Here is a 24,127-nt window from a genome sequence, read left to right as displayed (position 1 = left end):
CACCGGCCGACCGGCCCCCGGCACCGCCCGCGTCGCCGGGCGCGAGCCCGCACCGCCCGGGAACCCGCACCGCCCGCGTCGCCGCACGCCGACCGGCACCGCCCGCGTCGCCGGGCACGAGCCCGCACCGCCCGGGAACCCGCACCGCCCGCGTCGCCGCACGCCGACCGGCACCGCCCGGGCCGTCGCGCGCGAACCGGCACCGCCCGCGTCGCCGGGCACGAGCCCGCACCGCCCGGGAACCCGCACCGCCCGCGTCGCCGGGCGCGGGACCCACGGGCGGACGCGCCGGTCTCCCCCTGCGTCACGGCATGGTCCTGGCGATCGAGCCGATGGTGATCGGGGGCGGTACGGACGGCTACCACGCGGACCTGGACGGCTGGACCCTGCGCACGGACGACGGCTCCCGAGCGGCCCACGTCGAGCACACGGTCGCGATCACGGCGGCGGGCCCTCGCGTCCTCACCACGCGGTGAGCGTCCCCGCCACGGACTGAACCACTCGCCGTACGCGGCGGACGTGCTGACGCGCGCGGCGACCCTGCTCGGCGGGTCGGCGGGAAGGTGGACGCACTCGCCCGGGCGCACAGGCCCCCGCGTGCCGCCCGTCCTGCCCCCGGGACGGGACGGGCGACCGGGGACGAGGGCCGGGCACCGCGCGGACGACCGCCTCCGCAGGACCCGGCCGGCGCGGGCCGACGGACCTCGCGCGGCGTCCGTCCCGGACATGCCCGCCGCAGAAGAACGTGCCATCGTGGCATGAACGCCCTTCGCCGGGTTACCCGGCCCCGGCACGTCGTCAGCGAAGGAGCGGAAAGCGATGACCAGCGGTTTCATCGGTCCGGAGGGCGACCCCTTCGGCGAATTCCTCGCCCGCTTCTTCGGCGGACCGCGCCCCGGCCCCCGGCAGATCGACATCGGGCGCCTGCTCAGTCAGCCCGCCCGCGAGATGGTCCAGGGTGCGGCTCAGTACGCCGCCGAGCACGGCAGCCGGGACCTGGACACCGAGCACCTGCTGCGGGCCGCGCTCACCGCCGAACCCACCCGGAGCCTGCTCAGCCGGTCCGGCGCCGACCCGGACTCACTGGCGACGGAGATCGACCGGCGGTCGGGCCCCGTCCAGCACCCGCCGGGCGAGACCCCGCCCCCGACCTCCCTCTCGCTCACCCCGGCCGTCAAGCGCGCGCTGCTCGACGCGCACGACATGGCCCGCGCCAGCGGCGCCGGGTACATCGGGCCCGAGCACGTGCTGAGCGCGCTGGCCGCCAACCCCGACTCCGCCGCCGGGCACATTCTGAACGCGGCACGGTCCGCCGCCGGCGGCGGCCTGCCGCCCGAGGCGCCGGAGGCGGCGCGGCAACTCCCCGCCCCCGAACGCAAGCGGACCACCACCACGCCCACCCTCGACAAGTACGGCCGCGACCTCACCGACCTGGCCCGCGAGGGCCGCATCGACCCGGTGATCGGTCGCGACGAGGAGATCGAGCAGACCATCGAGGTGCTCTCCCGCCGCGGGAAGAACAACCCGGTCCTGATCGGTGACGCGGGCGTCGGCAAGACCGCCATCGTGGAGGGGCTCGCGCAGCGGATCGCCGACGGCGACGTGCCCGACATCCTCAGCGACCGCCGCGTGGTGGCCCTGGACCTGCCGGGCGTGGTCGCGGGCACCCGCTACCGGGGCGACTTCGAGGAGCGGCTGAACAACATCGTCACCGAGATCCGGACCAACTCCGACCGTCTGATCGTCTTCATCGACGAGCTGCACACCGTCGTCGGCGCCGGCTCGGGCGCCGAGGGCGGCGCCATGGACGCGGGCAACATCCTCAAGCCCGCCCTGGCGCGCGGCGAGCTGCACATCGTCGGCGCGACCACCCTGGAGGAGTACCGCAGGATCGAGAAGGACGCGGCGCTGGCCCGCCGGTTCCAGCCGATCCTGGTGCCCGAGCCGTCCGTCGCGGACGCGCTGGAGATCCTGCGCGGGCTGCGCGACCGCTACGAGGCCCACCACCAGGTGCGCTACACCGACGAGGCGCTGATCGCCGCCGTGGAGCTGTCCGACCGGTACCTGACCGACCGCCGCCTGCCGGACAAGGCGATCGACCTGATCGACCAGGCCGGCGCCCGGGTGCGTCTGCGGGCGCGGACCAAGGGCACGGACGTACGGGCCATGGAGCGCGAGGTCGAACGGCTCACCCTCGACAAGGACCAGGCGGTCACGGACGAGCAGTACGAGACGGCCACGCAGCTGCGGGACCGCATCACCGAGCTGAAGCAGCAGATCGCCGCCTCCAGCCACGGCGGGGAGGCCGACGAGGGGCAGAACCTGGAGGTCACCGCCGAGGCCATCGCCGAGGTGGTCTCGCGCCTGACCGGCATCCCCGTCAGCAGCCTCACCCAGGAGGAGAAGGAGCGCCTGCTCGGCCTGGCGGAGCATCTGCACCGGCGGGTCATCGGGCAGGAGGAGGCGGTCACCGCCGTCGCCGAGGCGGTGCTGCGCTCCCGCGCCGGACTCGCCAGCCCGGACCGGCCCATCGGCAGCTTCCTGTTCCTCGGCCCGACCGGCGTCGGCAAGACCGAGCTGGCCCGGACGCTCGCCGACGCGCTGTTCGGCAGCGAGGACCGCATGGTGCGCCTCGACATGAGCGAGTACCAGGAGCGGCACACCGTCAGCCGCCTGGTCGGCGCCCCGCCCGGGTACGTCGGCCACGAGGAGGCCGGGCAGCTCACCGAGGTGGTGCGCAGGCACCCGTACTCGCTGCTGCTCCTCGACGAGGTGGAGAAGGCGCACCCGGACGTGTTCAACATCCTGCTCCAGGTCCTCGACGACGGACGGCTCACCGACTCCCAGGGCCGCACGGTGGACTTCACCAACACGGTGATCGTCATGACCAGCAACCTGGGCTCCGAGGCCATCACGCGGCGCGGCGCCGGCATCGGCTTCGGCCCGGGCGGCGCGGAGTCGGACGAGGAGGCGCGGCGCGAGCAGATCCTGCGGCCGCTGCGCGAGCACTTCCGGCCGGAGTTCCTCAACCGCATCGACGAGATCGTCGTCTTCCGCCAGCTGACCGCCGAACAGCTCCGGGAGATCACCGACCTGCTGCTGGAGAAGACCCGCCGCCTGCTGCACGCGCAGGGCGTCACCGTCGAGTTCACCGACGCGGCCGTCGACTGGCTCGCCCAGCGCGGCTACCAGCCCGAGTACGGCGCCCGCCCGCTGCGCCGCACCATTCAGCGGGAGGTCGACAACAGCCTGTCGCGGCTGCTCCTCGACGGCAGCGTCACCGAGGGCAGCCGGGTCACCGTCGATGTCGACGACGACCGGCTCACGTTCCGCACCGAGGAGCCGGCGCCCGCCGGCCTCTCCTGACGGCCCGCTGGCGGACGCTGCCGCGCGGCAGGGGTCGTCGGCGCGGCGCCCGACGGCCGCCGTCGCGCTCTGCGGGAGCCGGCCCGGTCTGCCGCGTTCCTCGGGCTGCCGCGTCCGCCGGGGGTGGGGAACCGCCTCCGCCGGGGGCGGACGATCCGGGACCTGAGCGAGTACGGCCGAGGGGTTCGGCCGCTGTGGCCGGACCCCTCAGGCTTACCCGGCCGCGCGAACACCTCGCCGGGGGGCGCGAGCCACCCACGGCCACCTGGCCGGGGGCGCGAGCCCCCGGGGGGCACCGGCTCCGGCACTGGCACCGCTATCAGCATCGGCATCGGCACCGGCACCGGCACCGGCACATTGCAGCCGCAGGCCGCGGATCAGGCGGCGGGTGCGCGAGCGCCCGGGTCCCGGCACGCGCCGCGAACGGCCCCGGACGGTCCCCGCGGCCGGGTCCCCCGCCCCCTGAACGACAGCGCGCGTCCGACCGGACCGGGCGTCAGCCCGCCGCGTCCATGTGGCCGCGGTCACCTGCCGCCCTGTGGCCCTGCCCACAATCGGGCCGGAAAGCCCGCCGCAGTGGCGCCGGTCACTTCACACATCGGCCGGTTTGCTTACTTTTGCAGGTCTGTGCACCCCTCCCCCAGGAACTGCTGAGGCCTGCTCGACCATGCCGTACCGATCACTCCTCCTGCCGCGCCCGAAGACCGCGGGACGGCGCCGGGAACAGCGCACCGCCGCTCGCGCCGGTGTGCTCCTGGCGTCGGTGGCGGCCGTCCTCTCCGGCAGCGCGCTCGGCGCCGGTCCCGCCGACGCCGCGGCCGTTCCGCCTGCGAAGGCCGGGACTCCGGCCGCCTCCCCGACGGCGGCACAGCCGCAGCACGAGGCACGGGTGACGGCCGCGGTGTTCGACCTCGACGGGTCGGACCGGCAGCCCACGGTGCGCGGTGAGGACACCCCGTACGACACCGCGAGCATCGTCAAGGTCGACATCCTGGCGGCCGTGCTGCTGCAGGCACAGGACGCCGGACGGGACCTCACCGCGCAGGAGCGCACCCGTGCCGAGGCCATGATCGAGCGCAGCGACAACGCGTCGGCGAACGCGCTGTGGCGGCAGATCGGGCAGGCGCCGGGGCTGAAGAAGGCGAACGAGCGGCTGGGGCTGACCTCGACGAACGGCGGCCCGGGTCCGAAGTGGGGGCTCACGCAGACGACGGCGAGCGACCAGATCCGGCTGCTCCGCGCGGTCTTCGGGACCGGTCCGGCGGCGACCACCGGCTCCACCGCGCTGAACGAGACGTCCCGGGCCTATGTCCGGACGCTGATGACCCGCATCGCGAGCGACCAGTCCTGGGGCGTCTCGGCTGCCGCGGACTCCGGTTGGGCGCTGAAGAACGGATGGCTGCAGCGCAGCACGACCGACCTGTGGGACGTCAACAGCGTGGGCCAGGTCACGGCGGGCGGACACCGCTACCTGGTCGCGGTCCTCTCGGACGGCAACGCGTCCATGGAGGACGGCAAAGCCCTCGTGGAGCGCACGGCCCGGGCAGCGGTGTCCTCGGCGTCGAGCCACTGACGACGGCCGGCAGACGGCAGACGGCAGACGGCAGACGGCAGACGGCAGACGGCTCACCGAACCAGCGGACCGGCCCATCTTTCGACGGACCAGCGGATCAGCGATCGAAGCCCACCGGCCGGCAGATCAAGGTCCCGCGGGCCGCGGCAAGGGCCGGCCGATGCCGTTGGCACGCACTCGACCCCAACATGCGAGCCCACCCCTCACGCCGGACTGAGCCCCGTGCCAACCATCCGGCCGTCGCGCTCCGCGATGATGACCGCCTCGGCGTCAAAGGCGATGAACCCTTGCGCCGGTCCCGCGGCAGAAGCCGGCGGCGGCCGCAAACGGCCGCCGCCGATCCGCTGGGGTCACCCGCTGGGTGATCCGCGGGTGACCGCTACCGCGTCGCGCGTACCACCATCGCCGAACCGCCGCCGCGCCGTGCCTTCTCGGCGGCGGCCAGCCACCTGCCGTCGGGCAGGCGCTGCACGCCGGTGGCGGCGCCGATCTCCGGGTTGAGCTTGAAGGAGTGCCCGATCGCCTCCAGCTGCTTCCTCAGGCCGCTGTCGTACAGCGCCGGTTCGAGTTCCGTCTGGGCCGCGTTGCGCTGGCTGGCGCGGGGCGCGGCGATCGCGTCGACCAGCGGCAGGCCCCGGTCGAGGAAGCCGGTCAAGGCCTGCAGGACGGTGGTGATGATGGTCGCGCCGCCGGGTGAACCGAGCGCCACCACCGGACGGTTGTGCGCGTCGAGCACGATCGTCGGCGAAATCGACGAGCGCGGCCGCTTGCCCGGGCCCGGCAGGTTCGGGTCGTGCACGGCCGGGCTGGCCGGGGCGAAGGAGAAGTCCGTCAGCTCGTTGTTCAGCAGGAATCCGCGGCCGGGCACGGTGATGCCGCTGCCGCCGGTCTGCTCGATGGTGAGGGTGTAGGAGACGACGTTGCCCCACCGGTCGGCGACCGTGAGGTGCGTGGTGTTCTCGCCCTCGTACGTGGTCGGGGCGGCCGTGCCGCCGGCGGCGCAGGCGGCCGGGTGGCGCGGGTCACCGGGGGCGACGGGGCTGGTGAGGACCGCGTCGTCCTTGATGAGGCAGGCGCGCGAGTCGGCGAACCGCTGGGACAGCAGCTCCTTCGTCGGCACGTTCTCGAAGGCGGGGTCGCCGACCCAGCGTCCGCGGTCCGCGAAGGCGATGCGGCTGGCCTCGATGAAGCGGTGCAGGTACTGGGCCTCGCCGGCCTTCGACAGGTTCGTCCGCTCCAGGATGTTGAGCGCCTCGCCGACGGTCGTGCCGCCGGAGGAGGAGGGCGCGATGGAGTAGACGTTCAGGCCGCGGTAGGAGGTCCGCGTGGGCGCCCGGTACTTGGCGCGGTAGGCGGCGAGGTCGCGGACGGACAGCTCGCCCGGCCGGGCCTTCCACCCCGAAGCCGGGTCGACCGGCGGGTGGTTGACCGTGTTGACGATGTCCCGGCCGAGGTCGCCGTGGTAGATCGCGCCGACGCCCTTTCGGGCCAGCTCGGCGTAGGTGCGGGCGAGGTCGGGGTTCTTGAACGTGGAGCCGACCACGGGGAGCCGCCCGCCGGGCAGGAACAGCCCGGCCGTGTCGGGGAAGTACCGGAACCGCGTCTCGTTGGAGGCGGTCTGCGAGCGGAACGTCTCGTCGACCGTGAAGCCGTTCCGGGCGAGGCGTTCGGCCGGCTTCAGGACCGTGCCGAGCCGCTTGGAGCCCCACTCGTCCAGTGCCGTCTGCCAGGTGGCGGGCGTGCCGGGGGTGCCGACGCTCAGACCGCTGCTGACGGCGTCGGCGAACGCGAGCGGCTTGCCGTTCTCCGTGAACAGCCGCGCGTCGGCGGTCAGCGGTGCCGTCTCGCGGCCGTCGATGGTGTGCACCGTGCGCGTACGGGCGTCGTAGTAGACGAAGTAGCCGCCTCCGCCGATGCCGGCGGAGTAGGGCTCGGTGACGCCGAGCGCCGCCGCGGTGGCGACGGCCGCGTCGACGGCGTTGCCGCCCTGGCGCAGTACCTCGATGCCGGCGGCCGAGGCGTCCGGGTCGACGCTGGCGACCGCGCCGCCCCAGCCGACGGCGACCGGGACCTTGGCGGGCGGTGCGGACTGCGGGGTGGGTGGAGCCGCCGCTCCGACCGACACCACGGCGGCCGAGACCGCCAGGACCGCCAGACTCCGTGGGACAGGGCGACGCATCCGCACCTCCAGGCTGCTTGCGTGGCTCGGTTCGCCGGCGGGGCCGCGCAGCCGGTGCCGAACGCCCGTGCCCGGCCCGTCGGGCCTGCGCGCGCTCGGTCCCTCGGCTTCGGCGCCCCCGCGGGCTCACTGGCCAGGACCGTCCCGGCAGCCTAATCGATTGCCATGGCCCCGTCAGGAGCGTATCGAACGGCGCAGCGTGGGACCCGCTAGCATGCGCGGCCATGACTGACGACGTGCGCAACATCGTCCTGGGTGTGATAGCGGCCGGCGTGAGCGCCGCGCTGGGCTGGCTCGCCCGCACCACGCTGTGGCGGCGCAGGCTCCGCCGCAAGCAGGCCTTCTTCGGGCTGCCGGACAACTCCGAGTCGCTGCTGGTGGTCAACCGGGACGCGGGCGGCCCGGAGTTGACGGTCACGCGCCACGACGTGTTCGCCCTGCTGGAGCTGTCGGCGCTCATCAAGGACTGCAACGCCCACGCCCAGGTCGTCGCGCACGACGCGGCGCAGCAGGGGTTCGGGGAGCGCACCGAGTTCTGCCTGGGCGGGCCCGCCTCGAACCGCCGAATGGCCGCGCACCTTCACTCCCTGCTGCCCGGCGTCCGGGTGAACGTCGAGGCCGAGCCGGGGCCGGACCGCGGCGCCTACCAGATCGGCGGCGAGCACTACCGGATGGAGCAGGGCCGCAGCGAGTACGTCGTCCTGGCCCGGCTCGTCGCCGGGGAGAGCCGCGCGGCGCGACCGGTGTTCCTCTTCTGCGGCCAGCGCGCCATCACCAACCAGGCCGCGACCCGCTATCTCGCCCGCCATCACGAGCGGCTGGCCCGCAAGTACGGCACCGACTCGTTCGTGCTGCTGCTGCGGGTGGTCAACTCCCAGGCGTACGGCCCGGACGTGGTCGAGCTCGTCGGGGACGTGACCCGGGCGGCGCGGGCGCCCCTGCCGGTGCCGGAGCGGACACCTACCTCGCACCGGGCCACGAACAGCTGAGGCGGGGTGCCGGTGCGCGCCGGTGGCCCGGCACGACGGCGCGGAGCCGAGTCAATGAGCCGGCCCCTGGCCGGCCGCTCCCCGCGCCGGGCGCAACCCGACCGGCGCGCAGCTGACCTTCCCCTCGCCTGCGGACAATCAGTGCGTGTCCGCCCCCCTGCGCGAGCAGTGATCTCCGGCTGCCGCCGGGCGGGCCTGGCCCTGGTGAACCGCTGCCCCTACGGTCCGGGGACCGTCGGAGGATCCCCTCCTTCCCGCAGCAGCGTTCCCGGTTCCTCCGCGGCCGGGCGGCCGGGCGGAGGTGTCACCACGAGGATGAACGGCACATCGTAGTCCAGGCCCGCCGCCGGCATCCACGGGCCCGGGGCATCGCGCGGCGAAGGCCGTTGACGTGGTATCAGGCCAGGCGGCCGACGCGTCGAAGCGGCCGGGGCCGCGGCCTGCCGCGGAGCCCGGCGTCAGTACGGAGCGCCTGGCGCCGCGTCAGGACTCCGCCACCTCCGCGTACAGCTGGGAGAGTTCGGGAGCACCGCTGGCGGCCCAGTCCTGTCCGGCGGCCACGACGTCGACCTCGCGGCCGGACGTCAGCCGGACGACGGGCCGGCCGTCGGGCAGGATCTCCCAGGACGCGCCGGGAACCGTACGGACGATGACCGTGCCGAGGTAGAGACCGGCGTCGTTGCCGAGCCAGGGCAGGGTCTCCTCGTCGTCGCGCCAGCGAGGCACGAGCTGGTCCAGCTCCTCCAGCGAGGCCGCGGAGTCGTCGAGCCGGACGTCCTCCTGGGCCGCCTGGGAGCGCAGGAGTTCGCATTCGGCGAGCAGGGCGGCGATGCCCTCGCCGCCGTCCGCGCCCCCGGGGAACACCGCGACACCGGAACCGCCTCGGCGCTTCTTGCGCCTGTTGCCCAGGAAGGGGATGTTCATGCCCCCAGGGTGTCACTCGGACGGCCGTCGCGCACCGGTGCGCACGGCGGCGCCGTGACCGCCGTGCGGGTCCGTCGCGCGCCGCGCGCCCCCAAGGGCTGTCCGGGGTGCCACCGGACTCCTTTGGCTCGATCCGCCGGGCAGCTCCTAGACGTCCAGGTCGACCACGACCGGGGCGTGGTCCGAGGCGCCCTTCCCCTTGCGCTCCTCGCGGTCCACGTAGGCGTCGGTGACGGCCTTCGCGAACGGCTCGTTGCCGTAGACCAGGTCGATGCGCATGCCGCGGTTCTTGGGGAAGCAGAGCTGGCGGTAGTCCCAGTACGTGTACGGGTGGTCGTACTTCAGGGGCCGCGGCACCACGTCCGTGAGGCCGGCCTCGCGCAGGTCGGCCAGGGCGGCGCGCTCGGCGGGGGTGACGTGCGTGCTGCCCTGGAAGGCGGCCACGTCGTAGACATCGTCGTCCGTCGGCGCCACGTTGTAGTCGCCGAGGATCGCGAACGGGCGGCCGCCCGCCGCGTCGCCCGCCACGGCCGCCTTCAGCGCCTCGAACCACTGGAGCTTGTAGGCGTAGTGGGGGTGGCCCACCTCGCGCCCGTTGGGCACGTACACCGACCACACGCGGACCGGGCCGCAGGTCGCGGAGAGGGCGCGCGGCTCCTGCACGCCGTCGTAGCCCGGATCGCCCGGCAGGCCCTTGACCACGTCCTCCAGGCCCACGCGGGAGAGCACCGCCACGCCGTTCCACCGGCCGGTGGCGTGCACCGCGGCCTCGTAGCCCAGCTCGCGCAGCGGATCGAACGGGAACTGGTCCTCGGCGACCTTGGCCTCCTGGAGGCACAGCACGTCCGTACCGGTGCTCTCCAGCCAGGCCAGCAGCCTCGGCAGACGGGCGGTGATCGAGTTCACGTTCCAGGTGGCGATGCGCATGTCCCACAACCTACCGGGCGGGTCCGACAACGGTGCCGCCCGCCCGGTACGCGGGCCTGCGGGCGGCTCAGACCTCCGCCGACGCGCCCGGCGCCAGCCGCAGGTGTTCCGCACCGCCCAGGGCGCCGATCTGGCGGTCGTAGATCGGGCGGGCCGGCTCGGTGAGCAGGGCGTCGTGGATGTCGTAGGCGCGCTGCGGCTTCACCTCGCGCACGTAGTCGATGACCTCGGCGATCTTGTTCCACGGTGCGTGCACCGGGAGCATCAGCGTCTCGACCGGCCGGCCGGGCACGGTGAGGGCGTCCCCGGGGTGGAAGACCCTGCCGCCGTCGATCAGGTAGCCGACGTTGGTGATGCGCGGGATGTCCGGGTGGATCACCGCGTGCAGCTCGCCGTGGACCTCGACGTCGAAGCCGGCCGCGGTGAAGGTGTCACCGTGGCCGACGGTGTGCACGCGGCCCGGGAAGGCGGCGGAGATCTGGTCGGCGACGGACCTCAGCGTCCAGACCTCCGCGCCCGGGTCGGCCTCCAGCGCGGCGCGCACCCGCCCCTCGTCGAAGTGGTCGGGATGCTCGTGCGTGAGGAGGATCGCGTCGGCGCCGGCCGCGGCGTCCTCCTCGCTGAAGCCTCCGGGATCGACGACGAGCGTCCGGCCGTCCTTCTCCAGGCGGACGCAGGAGTGCGACTTCTTCGTGAACCTCATGGTCCCATCCTGCCCCTCGGCGCGGGACGGCGTCACCGCACGACGGTGGTGCTCCGGCCACCCGGCCGACCGTCAGCCGGCCGGGGTCGTCTCCTCGCGGACGACCTGCTGCGCCACCTTGAAGGCGCGGTTCGCCGCGGGCACCCCGCAGTACACCGCGGCCTGCAGCAGCACCTCTTTGATCTCGGCCGGGGTGAGGCCGTTGCGCAGCGCGGCGCGGGTGTGGGCGGCCAGTTCCTCCAGGTGCCCGCCCGCGACCAGCGCGGTGAGGGTGACGCAGCTGCGGGTGCGCCGGTCGAGGCCGGGTCGGTCCCAGATCTCGCCCCAGGTGTAGCGGGTGACGAAGTCCTGGAAGTCGCCGGAGAACTCGTCGGCCTCGTCCAGCGCCCGGTCGACGTGCGCGTCGCCGAGCACCTCGCGGCGCACCTTGATGCCCGTGTCGTACGCGTCCGGCCGTCCCGCCGGGGGCTCCGTCACGGCGGGGGCGATCTCGGCGATGGGCGCGGCCTGCACGGGCACGGCCGGGACCGGCCTGGCCGGGGGCGCGACGACCGTCAGCTGCCCGCTGGTGGTGTCGAACGCGGGCTGCCAGGCGGTGGAGAAGTGCCGCAGCAGCAGGTCGGTGACGGCGGCGGGCTGCTCCACCGGCACCAGGTGGGAGGCGCCGGGGACGACGGCGAGGCGGGCGTCCGGGATGCCGGCGACCAGGGTGCGGGCCTCGGCGGGGCCGGTGACCTGGTCCTCCGAGCCGACGAGGACCAAGGTGGGCACGCCCACCCGGCCGAGTTCGGCGCGGACGTCGAAGGAGGCGAGCGCCTCGCAGGCGGCGATGTAGCAGCCGGGGTCGGTGGTGCGCACCATCTGCACGGCCCACTCGGTGATGGCGGGCTGGGCGGCGGCGAAGCCGGAGGTGAACCAGCGGTCCGGCGACGTGCGGGCGATGGGGTCGAGTCCGTTGGTGCGGACGATCACCCCGCGCTGGCGGAACTCGTCGGCCGTGCCGAACCGGGGCGAGGCGGCGATGAGCGCCAGGGAGGCGAGACGCTCGGGCCTGCGCAGCGCCAGCTCGACGCCGACCGCGCCGCCGAGGGCGCATCCCGCGTAGCCGAAGCGCTGCACGCCGAGCGCGTCGAGGGTGGCCAGCAGCCGGGCCGCGAGGTCGGACACCGAGGCGGCCGGATGGGCGGGCGAACCGCCGTGCCCCGGCAGGTCGAACCGGAAGACCCGCCACTGCTGGGCCAGCTCCGGCACCTGCCGGTCCCACATGTGCCAGGTGGTACCCAGTGAGGGCCCCAGGATCAGGACCGGGGCCTCCTCTGGCCCGTCAAAGCGGTATTGCAGGGTGTGCGACGGTGTCTCACTCACGCCCCAGACCCTCTCACGTCTCACGACTGCCCCTATAACGAGGGTTGCGGCTGCACAGGTCTGACCAGGTTGAAGACCTCCCGGGCCGCATAGCGCTTGAGGCTGCGGACTATCTCGCGCCGGGTCTTGCCCTCTTTGCTGCGGCGTTCGTAGTACTCCTGGGTACGCGGGTCGACGCGCAGGCGGGGCTGCACGATCCGGTGCAGAGCCGCGTTCGCCTGCCGGTCGCCGCCCCGGTTGAGGCGACGGTACTGCCGACTGCCCGAGGAACGCTCGACCGGGCTGACCCCGCACAGCGCAGCGAAGGACGCCTCACTGCCCAGGCGTTCCGGGTTGTCCCCGATCGTGATCAGCAAAGTGACGGCGGTGTCCGGACCGATGCCCACTACCTCGAGCAGTTGCGGAGCGTGGCGTTCCACCAGCCGGGTCAGGCGGCCGTGCAGTTCCTGGATCTCTTCGCTGAGCTGCCTGATGCGCCGGGCCAGGAGTCCCAGGGTCACGTGGGTGGCGTGGAGCACCGCCCCCCTCGCCGGTCTCATGGTTCAGGCTGTCGTCGACGAGCTCTGCGCAGGTGCGGATGAGCTCTGCGTTGCCCAGGCCGGCCAGTTCCTCCCTCAGCTGCGGATCGGCACGGATGAGGACGGCTTTGAGCTGGTTGATCGCCTGGGTGCGGGCCTTGACCGCCGAGTCCTTGGCCAGCTTGTACATGCGGGCGATCTCCACCGGCCCGTCGCCCGTCTTGGCCTGGGCACGCGCCCGCCCGCTCAGCACCGACCGGGCCGCGTTCCCGGCGTCGAGCGGATCCGACTTGCCGCGCCGACGGCGGTCGGCCCGGTCGAACCGGTTCACATCGAAAACGTCCACGCCCTGGGCCAGCAGGTAGCGGGACAGGGCCGCCCTGAAGGAACCGGTCCCTTCCACTCCGGTCCGCCGCACCGTACCCGACGCCCTGGCCCACCCCAGCAGGTCTCGGTAGCCGGCCGCGGTGGCCGGGAACTCCGCGGTGCCGATCACCTCCCGACCAAGCCCGTCCAAGGACGCGCTCTCCGCCTCATCCAGGCACTGATCACCGCCGCCGAGGCCGAAGGACATGCCTGCTCGGCCGGGCAAACCGGCGTTGCACCCCCACCTCATCGCCGCCGCAGGGCACATCCCCACTTCACCGTCACCGCACAGGGCCAGACCGTGGGGTTTCTCGTCCTCCAGGAGCAAGACCGGGCCGAGCACGTCGCAACCGATAAGGAACTCGCCGAAGCCAAGAAGCACTCCTGGGTCAGGATCCCCCGCTTCGACTACACCCCGTCCGAACGCCTCCGCTTCATCCTCAGCGGCGGCCAGCCACACCGGGCGAGCGAATGGGCCGACACCCCCGGCCGTCCCCTTGAGGAGCAGCTCGCCGAGATCGCACAGGAGGTCACGCTGCGCGGCGAAGCCGCCGAACGCAGACGCCAGGACGAGGCCGAAGCGGCACGCTTGAAGCGGATTCGCTGGGAAGCCGCCATCGAACAAGCCCGCATCCGGTACGCGGAGGCGTACCGCGTCCGGCACCTCGAAGCCCAGGAAGCGGCATGGCGCCGCGCCACGCGACTGACCGAGTACGTGAGCGCGGTGCGCGCACGAGTCGAGGCCATGCCGCCGGGGCAGACCCGAACCGAAGCCGAAGCGTGGATCAGCTGGGCAGCGGCCACCGTGGAGCGCCTCGATCCATTGAACACATCACCCCGGCTGCCCGACATTCCCAACCTACGGGGCGAGGACCTGAAACCCTTCCTCGGGCACTGGAGCCCCTACGGCCCCACCTACTGAACGCCCGCTCCACGAAAGCGTCCGGCCCGCCGAAGTACGGGGGCAGCGCGACAGCCGCCGCCTTCAGCGGCTCGGGCGGAACCCGGCTGCCTTTGCTTTAAGTTCGCGGCACTCCGCAGGATGCTCATGGAAAGATGTCGGCCAGGAGGAGGGCCCCTGAAGGCCCTAGTCCTTGATGAGAGCCGTGGCCACCACGGTTTTGAGCGCCGGCCGCCGGCCCTCGGGTGCCCACCCGTTGGGCGATGAGCCGTACGGCGCCGTGCGACGGTCCACTCGCGCGGCACCGTACAGCTGTGCAGACCCTTGGACGGCTATCGGGTCCTGAATCGGCGGAAGAGGTTGCGGGCCACGTAGACGCCCGGGCCGCCGAAGCCGACGATGTCGACGCGTCCGTCGCCGGTGATGTCGGCGAGGAAGCGGGGGTGGCGGTCGACTCGCCAGGCGCCTGCGTCGTCGTTGTATCCGAAGCCGCGGCAGACGAGTTGGGCCTGGTCGAACCGGCCGTCACCGCGGTTGTGCGACACCCAGACTCCTTCGTCGCCGAAGCCGACGATGTCCGGGTTGCCGTCGCCGGTGACGTCGGCGAGGAAGCGGAGGTGCTTGCGGCCCGTCCATCCCTGGGCTTGCCCGAAGTCGTTCAGGACGAGTTGCGAGGGTTCGAACGTGCCGTCGCCGCGTCCCCGTGCGACGACGACGCCTTGGGGGCCGAACCCGATGATGTCCGTCTTCCCGTCACCGATGGTGCGGATGAGGAACCGGGGGTGTTCCTCGACCGAGGTCCAGCCCTGGTCGGTCCCGAAGTCGTCCAGTACGTAGAGCGGTTCGGCGAAGGTGCCGTCCTCGTCCTGGAGGGAGATCCAGACGCCGTCCTCGTGGCAGCCGACCATGTCGGTGCGCCCGTCGCCCGTGGTGTCGACGAGGAAGCGGGGATGCTTGTCGACGAGCCACCCGCCCGCCTTCTCGCCGTGGCCGAACGCGCGGAGGACCGGTTCGTCGGGGAGTGGCGCGAACTTCCCTTCCTCGTCCTGGAGGGAGATCCACACGCCGTCGTCGTGACAGCCGACGATGTCGCGCCTGCCGTCGCCGGTGGTGTCGACGAGGAACCGGGGGTGCTTGTCGGCGAGCCATCCGCCGGCCTGCTGGTCGTGGCCGAACCCCTTGACGGCCGGGGTGCCGCCCGCCGGCCTGAACGTCCCGCCGCTGTCCCGAGTGGACACACGGACACCGTCGGCGCACAGCGTGACGGCATCAGGGGTGCCGTCGCCCGTCATGTCGGCGAGGGTCCACAGGTCGGCCGGGTTCGGGGAGGGCGGGGGCTGGTGCAGGACGCGTTCGTCGTCGTCGAACGTACCGTCGCCCCTGCTGGACGCCGTAATAGCGCCCTTTGCGGGTTTGATGCCCACGATGTCCGCCCGGCCCGCCCCGGTGGTGTCGGCGAGGAAGCGCGCGCCGAGCCCGGCCCAGCCGCCCGGTTGCCCGTTGGGCGCAGGGCCGGCCCCGGCGCTCCCCCAGCCGCCGGCGTTCTGGTCGCTGCCGAAGCGTTCGAGGACCAGCAGCAGGTCGCTGAAGGAGGGCGCCGCGCCGGGTGCCGGGCGCATCGCGGTCGAGCGAGCCAGGCGCCAGGACCGACGGCCGTTCCAGTGACTCAGGTGTGCCCAGCCCAGCACGAGGTCGCTGGTGCGCTCGGGTTCGGTGGTCACGAACCGCCAGCGCTGGCTCGCCGCGTTCTCGTCGTACGCGCGCAGGACCACCCGGGTGCCGTCCGCGCCAGGGTCGGCCAGGTCGAGCACGGTGTCGTCGGTCACGGTCTCGATGAAGTAGAGGCCCGCTCCGCCGTCGACGGGGACGACACGCCACTGCTGCCCCTTCTTGCCCCCGGCGGCATTCGCCTGGCGCACCCCGCGGTCTGCGGCGGCGGGGTTGTCGAGCACCTTGCTGCTGACCACGTTGCGGATGACATACACGGGGTCGTCTTCAGGTTGCCCGCCTGGTCCGGTCGGCACGGGCTTGAATTGCCACTGCTCGGCGAGCCGGTCGCCGTCGGAGAGGTCGCGGACGACGAGGGCTCCGCCCGCGCCGGAGCCGGCCTCGGCGCCAAGGGTCTTCCCGGTAGCAGCGTTGACGATCTGAAACTTCAGTTCTTCCATGGGCAGGGGCATGCTGGTGCCTCTTCCAGGCGGTACGGGCTTCGGCTCGGAACGGTGGGGTGCGGCGGTAGACGATCACGTGAAGACGTGGTGGTAAGGGACGTCCCACTCGCTGGGCAGCCGCGGATAGAAGGTGTTGATCACCGTCCCGGTGAAGTCCCCACCCCAGTTGTAGGTGACGCGTACCTCGCTGTCGGCCGCCACCGCGTGGTCCTTGAACCCCAGGATGGTGTCGGGGTGGGTGATCGGCACGAAGGTGATCCCGCCCCAGGGCGTCACCGTGACGATCCACAGTTGCGTGTCCTCGGGTGCGCCGTTCTTCCCGCGCCACTTGTCGCCGACCTTGTCGGGCAGGCCGACCTGGACGCCGTCGGCCGTGCTCTTGGGTGCCTCCTGGTGGACGGTGATGCGCCTGCGCTGCGGCTTGGGCACCCCGTCGTCACCACGGCCGGCGTCGACCGCCCCCGCGGCGGCGGGTTTCGGTGACACCTGTCCCGCGGCGCTCTCGATGACGTAGAGCGGCCGCTGCCCGAAGAAGCCAGCCGGGGTGACGTACCAGAGGTGACCCTTGGCCTCCTTGGTGGCCGGGTCGAGCGCGGTGGACAGCTTGACCCCCTTGTCATGGCTCTCCTCCTTCAGCTCGACAGGCCGCAGGTAGCCGCCATTGAAGGCATGGACGAGCATGACCGGCCGGTTCTCGACCAGTGCCGCCACGATCGCGTTGTCGTAGCTGTTCACCGCCACCGGGCCGCCGACCACCAGATTGGACATCGTCGCGCGTTCTTGGGTGTACATCGCGGAAACCTCACCTGCTTCTATGTGGAGGACAACGCCTCGGACGCTTGATACAGCGACCCATCACGCCGCATTACCGCATGCCCGATCACACTCGACCAGAATGCGGATGGGGTAACAAATGGACGACCGCGACGGCAATCTCGAATGCGACAACGGTCGAGTTCACGCTACGGGCACGAAGGGGCCTCTGGAAAGTCATCGATCGAGTGAAGGAGAGCGAATCCGAGATCGATTTCCCCACAATAGAGGGAAAGTAGAGAAACTTGATCACTCGAATGAGTGCTATGCACAGACACACCTTTCCGGCCCATTATGCGGCATGCTAATTTCGACTACCGAAGACATGGGCACAATTCTGTCCATTATTCACCTACCTTTTCAGCCATCGCGATTCGGCCGGAATTAGTCGAGGACGGGTAGATGCCTTCCACCGCATACAGCCTGGTAGAGGCCAAGCGTCAGCCGCTGACGAAGAAGAACCTGCGGGAACTCAACATCGAGCAGTCCTGGCAGTCGATCATGAACCACCCCAACCTGGTCTACGTCGACCCCTCAGGCGTGAAGCACAAGCCGGTCGGGTTCTCCGTGAACAAGTCGAGTTTCGGCAGCTTCACTGGGACCGCGTTCCAGCTCGGCTGGCTCGCCTATATGAACCTCGGCGAGCCGCTGATCGAGGTGCGGGGTGACATCGGTCAGCCTCCGGCCGACACGTTCTCCACGCGCTCCTATGTCAACCGCAGCCAGTCGGAGATGAGCTTCACGGACTCGGTCGACTTCACCGTCTCGAACGGGGTGACGTGGTCGCTCCACGGGGATGCCAAGCTCACTTTCGGCGGCAGTATCGGCGCCTCGCTCCAGTTGCAGTTGCAGAACCAGCTCCGCCTGGATCTTCAGTCGCAGCTGCAGGCGTCGTGCCAGAACGGTACGGCGAACAGGAACTCGAACACGGTGACCAACAAGAACAGCAAGGACAGCGTCGGGGTCGACAACGCCAATACCAGCGAGACGTCCGCGAGCAGCTCGGCGACGAACTCCTCGTCGAACGGGATGACCAACTCGGTGGGGTTCACGACCTCGGGCAGCGCCACCGGCAATGCGTCGCTCAACGCCCAGTTGGCCCTGGGAATCGCGGCCACCGTCGGGGGTTCCCTGAACACCAGCTGGGCGTCGAAGTCGCAGATCTCCGGCAAGGTGCCGGCGAACTCCCGCGTGCAGACGATCGTCACGCAGCGGCGTACCCGCAAGCAGTACACCTACGAGATTCCGGTGACCTTCTCCGGTCTGATCGCGGTGCAGTACGCCGTGCCGGTGGCGGTGCTGTCTCCCCCGCAGCCCGGCACCTATCCCGGCCTCAGCGGGGTGGTCGCCCGCGACATCAACGACATCGACCTGACGCCGGGTGGCTTCCGCATGAAGGGACTGGCCGAGGTCGTCTCCGCCCTGGACGTCCACCACACCATGCTCGACGTCGAGAGCCTGGCCGTCGGCCAGCAGACGCTCTACAAGCAGCCCTGACCGCGCGGCACCGCCGCCACGACGACGACCAGAGGTGACGATCATGGTGTTCGACAACATCTTCAACTCCGCGGGCAAGGGCGCCGGGCTCTTCTCCGTGACCACCGACAGCACGAAGCCCCAGCCGGGTGAGGGTGTCGACTTCGAGGACTCCGACGACGACACGTATGACGACACGAGTACGAGCCTGTTCAACAACGCGATCCACGGCGCCTCCTCGCGCTCGAAGGTCGTGCAGGAGACGTCGCCCGAAGCGCGGGCCGTCCTGGGCTTCCTCGGCTCCTTCATCCAGACGACCCAGGCGTCCGCCGGCGCGCAGTCGCAGTACGCCCAGGACCCGGGATCGGTCACCAAGGCGGCCTCCGCGGGCATGCAGGAGGCGAGTGCGACGGTGAAGGAGCACGGGGACCTCCAGAAGGACGAGGACCTGGAGAGCAGGCCGAAGAAGAGCGACTTCACCAAGCCGCCCAAGACCCCGGACGCCCCGAAGGCCCCGGACGCTCCGAAGGCGCCCAAGGCTTCCGCGGAGAAGCCGTCCCGTTCCGAGTAGGGCCGGGCTGCGAGAGGGGGCAGGGGCGGCAGCGCCCCTGCCCCCTCTCGTGCGCTACACGGGGAGCAACTGCCACTGACGGCCCTGGTGGTCACCGTCCGACCCGTACTGCCTGATGACCGTGCGGGCGTTGGTGTCGACCCGCAGCAGCAGACCACTGTGCCGGTTGGCGATCTCGTACACCCGCGGGGAGCCGTTTCCCGAGCTGACCGGGATCAGCCTCCAGTGCTGGTGGTGCGCGTCGCCGCCCTCGTAGGCACGCTGCGCGACCACCGCCCCTGCCCTCTCCTGCGCTTCGGCGACCTCCAGCACCTTGCCGCTGCGCACGTTCTCGATCCGGTACAGGACCTCACCGTCATCCTGGGCCGAGGCGATGAGCCGCCACCGCTGGTGGTCCCTGGACGAGGCGAGCAGCTGGTGGATCTCGGCCCCGTCCTTGGCCGACTCCTGGTGGACTCCCATCCGCAGCCTGCTGCGGACGTTGGCCCAGGAGACCACCGTGCCCGACTCGGGCAGCCCGGCCATTTTCGGCGACGTGACCTTCCGGATACGGTTGTTGAGGTGGTCGGTGATGTACAGGGTGTCGACGCAGTCCACCGCCACCTTGCGCGGGCCGTTCATCTGGGCCGCTGCGGCTGGGCCGCCCTCACCGCCGTAGCCCGCGGCACCCGTGCCGGCGACCGTGCTGATCACGCCGTCCGCCGCGACCTTCCGTACCCGATGGTTGCCGTAGTCGCAGACATAGAGCGTGCCGGCGCTGTCCACCGCCACCCCTACCGGGTTGTTCAACTTGGCCGAGACGGCTGGGCCGTCATCGCCGCTGAAACCCGCGACGCCCGTGCCGGCGACCGTGCTGATGTTCCCGTCGGCCGTGACCTTCCGGATCCGGTGGTTGCCCAGGTCGGCGATGTAGAGATTGCCCGCACCGTCGACCACCACCCCGTGCAGGCCATTCAACTGGGCCGACACCGCCGGACCGCCGTCACCCCGGAAGCCCGCGGCCCCGGTCCCCGCGACCGTGCTGATCACCCCGTCCGGCGCGACCTTCCGGACCCGGTGGTTGTAGTACTCGGCGATGTGGAGGGCGCCTGTGCTGTCCACGGCGACCCCCAAGGGGAGGTTCAGCTGGGCGGCGGTGGCGGGACCACCATCCCCCCTGAAACCCGCGGCTCCCGTGCCGGCGACCGTGCTGATCTTCCCGTCGGCCGTGACCTTGCGGATCCGGTGGTTGTTGGAATCAGCGATGTAGACGGCGCCGGCCCCGTCCACCGCCACCTCACGCGGGCCGTTCAGCTGCGCCGCGACGGCTGGGCCGCCGTCCCCCTTAAAACCCGCGCTCCCGGTCCCCGCGACCGTGCTGATCTTCCCATCCGTCGTGATCTTCCGAACCCGGTGATTGCCGTGGTCGGCAAAGTAGATGGTGCCAGTTCTGTCCACCGCGATCCCGTACGGGCGGTTCAACTGAGCCGAGACCGCACTCTCGTTGTCCCCCGCGAATCCCGCTGCGCCTGTTCCCGCGACCAACTTGATCGGAGGGGCTGAACCATCACGACCCGCGTCTACCCCTTGGGTAGTGCTCATCGTCATCCCTTCACCCGAACCGAACCGCCCGCTACGGACGGTTATCGCTCGAATTCAATAAGTCACAAGGGTGTAGGGGTTGGCAAGATCACTTGCGGGTGATTGCTGCGTAGCACGGTGATGAGGAGCCGAACAGACTCGACGGATCGGGACCAGCCGACGTCCCAACTGGGGTTTCCCTGTTGTCGGGGGGCGGCGCCCGGCGCGTGTCGTGGCCTCGCGCGCCCCAGCGGACCGCGTGCATCCGGGGCGGTCGGCCCGGTCCGAGTCCCGGCCCCCAAAGGTGCAGGGGCGCCGAGCGGACTCTGGTCAGGCCGTCGAAACCCGGACCTCGGCGACGGCCTCGTTGAGTATCGCGAGTCCCCGCTCCAACTGCCCGTCCGTAACCGTGAGCGGCGGCAGCAGCTTGACCACCTCCTCCTCGAGGCCCGCGGTCTCCAGGAGCAGTCCCGCCCGGTACGCCGCGTCGCAGACCTCTCGGGCCGCCCCTGGGCGATCGAGGGGAAGCCCCCAGGCCAGGCCCCGTCCGCGTGGGGCGGCGAGCCCATGGCGGCGAGCCGTCTCAGTGAGGGAGCGGCGCACCTGTTCGCCCAGCACAGCGGTCCGGGCCTGGAGCGCGCCGTCGGCCCAGAAGACCTCCAGTGCCCGGGTGGCGGTGACGAACGCCGGGTTGTAGCCCCTGAAGGTGCCGTTGTGCTCGCCGGGACTCCACACGTCGTGTTCGGGGCGCATGAGGGTGAGGGCCATGGGCATCCCGTAACCGCTGACCGACTTGGACAGGCAGATGATGTCGGGGACGATTCCCGACGCCTCGAAGGAGAAGAAGGGGCCGGTGCGCCCGCAACCCATCTGGATCTCGTCGGCCACCACCAAAGTGCCGTGCGCCCGGGCCCACGAGGCGAGGATCTGGAGCCAGGCCGGACGGGCGGGGTTGACCCCGCCCTCGCCCTGCACTGTTTCCACCACCACGGCGGCGAGCGGACTGTCGGCAGCCGCGGTCTCCAGGGCCCGGACCAGCCGTGTGACGGCCCGCTCGGTGTCGTCGGCGGGATCATCGAAGGGCATCGGCACGGTGTGCGACAGCGGGACGCCGGCTCCGGCGCGCTTGGCCGGGTTGGAGGTCACGGCGAGCGCACCGAGGGTCATACCGTGAAAGCCGCGCTCGAAGTAGCCGACGGTCTGCCGCCCGGTGACCTTGCGGGCCAGCTTGAGCGCCGCCTCGACGGCGTTGGTGCCGCCCGGTCCGGGGAACTGGACGCGGTGCTCCAGACCACGCGGGGCAAGTACGAGGTCACGCAGACGCTCCAGAAAGGCACCCTTGGCGGCGGTGTGCATGTCGAGACCATGGATGACTCCGTCGCCGCTCAGATACTCCAGCAGAGCCGACTTCAGCTCGGGCGGACTATGACCGTAGTTGAGGGCGCCGGCGCCCGCGAAGAAGTCGAGGTAAGTCCGGCCGTTCACGTCACGCAGTTCGGCACCGCGGGCGGTGGTGAAGACGGTGGGCCAGGCCCGGCTGTAGCTGCGAACCGCGGATTCCATGGTGGCGAAGACGCTCATGTACGTCCCTGTCTGACGTGGATGCGGAGGCGTTGACCCGGCTCAGGACGGAGAACGGGGGTGAGGGCAGCATGCGGGGGTGTCATTGCGAGTCTGCACATGACAGTGACGGTCGTGACCGCTGACACCGGCCAGTCGGGTGACATGGTCCATCACTCCGGCGCTGCTGCCGACTGGGTCTCCACAACGAGCCGCTGTGGAGTGCCCGATGCCGAGGTGAAATCGGCAGTGCGGGCAGGGCCGCCGGGGGCGCTGGACCTGGTCCGGGAACCCGAGCCTCTCCCTAGGAGTTCGTCCACAGCATGGCGTGGGCCAGGGTCTGGACTCGACGACCTGGGCTGAGCGGCAGCAGTGGGGATCGCTACGACTACAGCCCCTGTGACAGCACGTTTCCGACCTCGCAGGCAACGCCTGCGAGGAGGGGCCCGGCCACCGGCACCATGGCCAACTCCTGCTCGCAGACAGCGGAAGCGCTGAAGTTCCAGTTGCTGGACGGGTTCACGCCGCCGCTGCCATCGACGTGAGCGGGAGCAGCCAGGGCGAGGGCGGCCGTGGTCGTGAGCGAGATGGTGATGATCTTCTTCATGGCGGGGCCCACTAGGCAGCCGCGGATCGGTCACCTCTCGCGGCAGGCGGAACCGGCTGGCCAGAGCACGGCGGAGCTTGTCCAGCAGCAAACCGGCTCCTCTCGCCTGGCCACCCCTGCGAGTGAGGTGGTCGGCCGTCAGGAGTAACAGATCTTGTGTCACCGGTCGGACGCCGGTAGCCATGTGCCTGTCAGGGCCGCCGCCCCAGCGTCCGAAGGAGCAGCCAACAGCCATGAGCACCGCCCTCACCGGAATCCGGCTCGGCGCGCCCTACCGGTCCGGCACCGATCCGCTGCTCCATCCGGACGCCGCCATCGCCGCCGAGCACGCCGCCACCGAGAACCTGCTGCGCTGCTGGGCACGCGAGACCGGCGCAGCACCCGGCCCTGACGGAGTCCTGCGCGTGCCGGTGCTGGGCGGGGCCGCCCAGGTGACGGCACCCGTGCGGTACTGGTCACCGTGCGGCTGGCACCGCTTCGGGCCGGTCGGCCTCGGTACCGGCGGCACACCCGAGGCCGACGGGCCGCTCACCTCCGTGGACGCAGTCACCGTGGCGGCCCTGATCGGCGCGAGCACCGGCCGCGGCGAGGGCGGGCACCTCGCCACCCTGGTCGCCCAGGTAGCCGACTCCGTCGCCCGCACGGCGGAGATCCTGTCGTACCGCCGCACCACGGCTGGCCCGGAGCACCTCGTGCCGTTCCTGCGCGCCGAGCAGTCCCTGCTGCTCGGTCACCCGCAGCATCCAGCGCCGAAGGGCCGCGACGGTCTCGCGCCTGCTCAGAGCATGGCGTACTCCCCTGAGACGCACGGGGCTTTCCGCCTGCACTGGTACGCCGTCGACCGGAGTCTGCTCGCCTCCGACTCCGCCGAGCCCTTCACCGCGGAGGAGATCACCGCGGACCTGCTCGGTGATCCGGCCGCTCTGCCACCGGGGACCGCCGCCCTGCCCGTGCACCCCTGGCAGGCCGGCGACCTCGCCGTGCGCCCGGTCGTCATGGCGCTGCTGGAGGAGGGCCTGCTGCACGACCTCGGCGTGCGCGGCGAGCTGTGGCACCCGACCTCCTCGGTCCGCACCGTGCTCCGCCCCGGCAGCCCCTGGATGCTCAAGCTCTCCCTCGGCCTGCGCATCACCAACTCCCGTCGGGAGAACCTCCGCAAGGAGCTGCACCGCGGCCTGGAGGTGCACCGGCTGCTGGAGGCGGGCCTCGCCGCCGACTGGCGGGCCGCGCACCCCTGCTTCGACATCGTCCGCGACCCGGCGTGGATCGGCCTGGACGCCCCCGGCCTGTCCGACCCCACCGGCCTGGATACGGTGGTGCGCCGCCAGCCGTTCGGCCCGGACGACCGTGTGCACTGCGTCGCCGGGCTGGTCGCCGAGCAGCCGCTCGAGAACCGCCTCGACTCCGCCCTGGCCAAGGCGCTGCGTGGCCTCGCCACCCGCGCCGCCCAGCCCCTGGCCACCGTGGCCGCCGAGTGGTTCCGTCGCTACCTCGAAGCGGTGGTGCTGCCCGTCCTGTGGCTGGACGGCCAAGGCGGCGTCGCTCTGGAGGCTCACCA

18 protein-coding genes and 2 pseudogenes are annotated in these 24,127 nt (G+C 71.7%); 8 read left to right on the top strand and 12 right to left on the bottom strand.

Annotated features, from left to right (window positions below):
• Positions 1–290: 290 nt before the first annotated feature.
• From ABZ920_RS22400 to ABZ920_RS22390, 3 genes and pseudogenes are all read left to right on the top strand, one after another.
• A pseudogene (locus tag ABZ920_RS22400) lies at positions 291–476 on the top strand (type I methionyl aminopeptidase); the annotation flags it as partial.
• A 343-nt stretch (positions 477–819) separates the two neighbouring features.
• On the top strand, positions 820–3,366 hold the full coding sequence (locus tag ABZ920_RS22395) for an ATP-dependent Clp protease ATP-binding subunit (protein WP_361507721.1): 2,547 nt from the start codon (positions 820–822) through the stop codon (positions 3,364–3,366).
• A 667-nt stretch (positions 3,367–4,033) separates the two neighbouring features.
• Positions 4,034–4,939, top strand: coding sequence for a serine hydrolase (locus ABZ920_RS22390; protein ID WP_361507719.1), 906 nt, complete (start codon positions 4,034–4,036; stop codon positions 4,937–4,939).
• 379 nt (positions 4,940–5,318) lie between these two features.
• Here ABZ920_RS22390 and ggt read toward each other — a convergent pair whose 3' ends face one another.
• On the bottom strand, positions 5,319–7,118 hold the full coding sequence (gene ggt / locus ABZ920_RS22385) for a gamma-glutamyltransferase (RefSeq protein WP_361507716.1): 1,800 nt from the start codon (positions 7,116–7,118) through the stop codon (positions 5,319–5,321).
• A gap of 224 nt (positions 7,119–7,342) precedes the next feature.
• Between ggt and ABZ920_RS22380 the strand changes: the two genes are divergently transcribed.
• Complete coding sequence (locus ABZ920_RS22380; RefSeq protein ID WP_361507713.1) at positions 7,343–8,107, top strand: hypothetical protein; 765 nt, start codon at positions 7,343–7,345, stop codon at positions 8,105–8,107.
• 483 nt (positions 8,108–8,590) lie between these two features.
• Here ABZ920_RS22380 and ABZ920_RS22375 read toward each other — a convergent pair whose 3' ends face one another.
• The 6 genes and pseudogenes from ABZ920_RS22375 to ABZ920_RS22350 form a co-directional block, all read right to left on the bottom strand.
• Positions 8,591–9,031: a DUF6278 family protein gene (locus ABZ920_RS22375; RefSeq protein ID WP_361507710.1), complete on the bottom strand. Its 441-nt coding sequence runs from the start codon at positions 9,029–9,031 to the stop codon at positions 8,591–8,593.
• A gap of 147 nt (positions 9,032–9,178) precedes the next feature.
• Positions 9,179–9,958 (bottom strand): exodeoxyribonuclease III, encoded by a 780-nt coding sequence (locus ABZ920_RS22370; RefSeq protein WP_361507707.1) that lies wholly within the window; start codon positions 9,956–9,958, stop codon positions 9,179–9,181.
• Positions 9,959–10,025: 67 nt separating this feature from the next.
• The gene (locus tag ABZ920_RS22365; protein WP_361507704.1) at positions 10,026–10,661 is read right to left on the bottom strand and encodes an MBL fold metallo-hydrolase; all 636 of its coding nucleotides are present in this window, start codon (positions 10,659–10,661) and stop codon (positions 10,026–10,028) included.
• A gap of 72 nt (positions 10,662–10,733) precedes the next feature.
• The gene (gene pcaC / locus ABZ920_RS22360) at positions 10,734–12,026 is read right to left on the bottom strand and encodes a 4-carboxymuconolactone decarboxylase (RefSeq protein WP_361507701.1); all 1,293 of its coding nucleotides are present in this window, start codon (positions 12,024–12,026) and stop codon (positions 10,734–10,736) included.
• Positions 12,027–12,058: 32 nt separating this feature from the next.
• Positions 12,059–12,565 (bottom strand): IS110 family transposase, encoded by a 507-nt coding sequence (locus ABZ920_RS22355; RefSeq protein ID WP_361507699.1) that lies wholly within the window; start codon positions 12,563–12,565, stop codon positions 12,059–12,061.
• Positions 12,566–12,719: 154 nt separating this feature from the next.
• Positions 12,720–13,118, bottom strand: a pseudogene (locus ABZ920_RS22350) (transposase); the annotation flags it as partial.
• 93 nt (positions 13,119–13,211) lie between these two features.
• Between ABZ920_RS22350 and ABZ920_RS22345 the strand changes: the two are divergent.
• Positions 13,212–13,832: a hypothetical protein gene (locus tag ABZ920_RS22345; protein WP_361507696.1), complete on the top strand. Its 621-nt coding sequence runs from the start codon at positions 13,212–13,214 to the stop codon at positions 13,830–13,832.
• Between the two features lie 311 nt (positions 13,833–14,143).
• On the opposite strand, the gene ABZ920_RS22340 is transcribed toward ABZ920_RS22345, so the two are convergent.
• Positions 14,144–15,991, bottom strand: coding sequence for an FG-GAP-like repeat-containing protein (locus tag ABZ920_RS22340; protein ID WP_361507693.1), 1,848 nt, complete (start codon positions 15,989–15,991; stop codon positions 14,144–14,146).
• Positions 15,992–16,054: 63 nt separating this feature from the next.
• Positions 16,055–16,774: a hypothetical protein gene (locus tag ABZ920_RS22335; protein ID WP_361507690.1), complete on the bottom strand. Its 720-nt coding sequence runs from the start codon at positions 16,772–16,774 to the stop codon at positions 16,055–16,057.
• Between the two features lie 423 nt (positions 16,775–17,197).
• On the opposite strand from ABZ920_RS22335, the gene ABZ920_RS22330 reads away from it, so the two are divergent.
• Positions 17,198–18,292, top strand: coding sequence for a hypothetical protein (locus tag ABZ920_RS22330; RefSeq protein WP_361507687.1), 1,095 nt, complete (start codon positions 17,198–17,200; stop codon positions 18,290–18,292).
• A 43-nt stretch (positions 18,293–18,335) separates the two neighbouring features.
• Entirely contained in the window at positions 18,336–18,842 is a 507-nt protein-coding gene (locus tag ABZ920_RS22325; protein ID WP_361507684.1) for a hypothetical protein, read from the top strand.
• Positions 18,843–18,896: 54 nt separating this feature from the next.
• On the opposite strand, the gene ABZ920_RS22320 is transcribed toward ABZ920_RS22325, so the two are convergent.
• The 3 genes from ABZ920_RS22320 to ABZ920_RS22310 all read right to left on the bottom strand — a co-directional run bounded on the left by ABZ920_RS22320 (position 18,897) and on the right by ABZ920_RS22310 (position 22,569).
• Positions 18,897–20,423, bottom strand: coding sequence for an RICIN domain-containing protein (locus ABZ920_RS22320; RefSeq protein WP_361507682.1), 1,527 nt, complete (start codon positions 20,421–20,423; stop codon positions 18,897–18,899).
• A gap of 309 nt (positions 20,424–20,732) precedes the next feature.
• The gene (locus ABZ920_RS22315) at positions 20,733–21,983 is read right to left on the bottom strand and encodes an aspartate aminotransferase family protein (RefSeq protein WP_361507679.1); all 1,251 of its coding nucleotides are present in this window, start codon (positions 21,981–21,983) and stop codon (positions 20,733–20,735) included.
• A 367-nt stretch (positions 21,984–22,350) separates the two neighbouring features.
• Positions 22,351–22,569, bottom strand: coding sequence for a hypothetical protein (locus ABZ920_RS22310; protein WP_361507676.1), 219 nt, complete (start codon positions 22,567–22,569; stop codon positions 22,351–22,353).
• A gap of 233 nt (positions 22,570–22,802) precedes the next feature.
• On the opposite strand from ABZ920_RS22310, the gene ABZ920_RS22305 reads away from it, so the two are divergent.
• A partial coding sequence (locus ABZ920_RS22305; protein ID WP_361507673.1) for an IucA/IucC family protein occupies positions 22,803–24,127 on the top strand: 1,325 nt, incomplete at its 3' end.

Source organism: Streptomyces sp. NPDC046831, assembly GCF_040645305.1.
Classification (GTDB): Bacteria; Actinomycetota; Actinomycetes; order Streptomycetales; family Streptomycetaceae; genus Streptomyces.
Note: the sequence above shows the minus strand (reverse complement) of the source record. Positions and strands in the feature narration are given on the sequence as shown.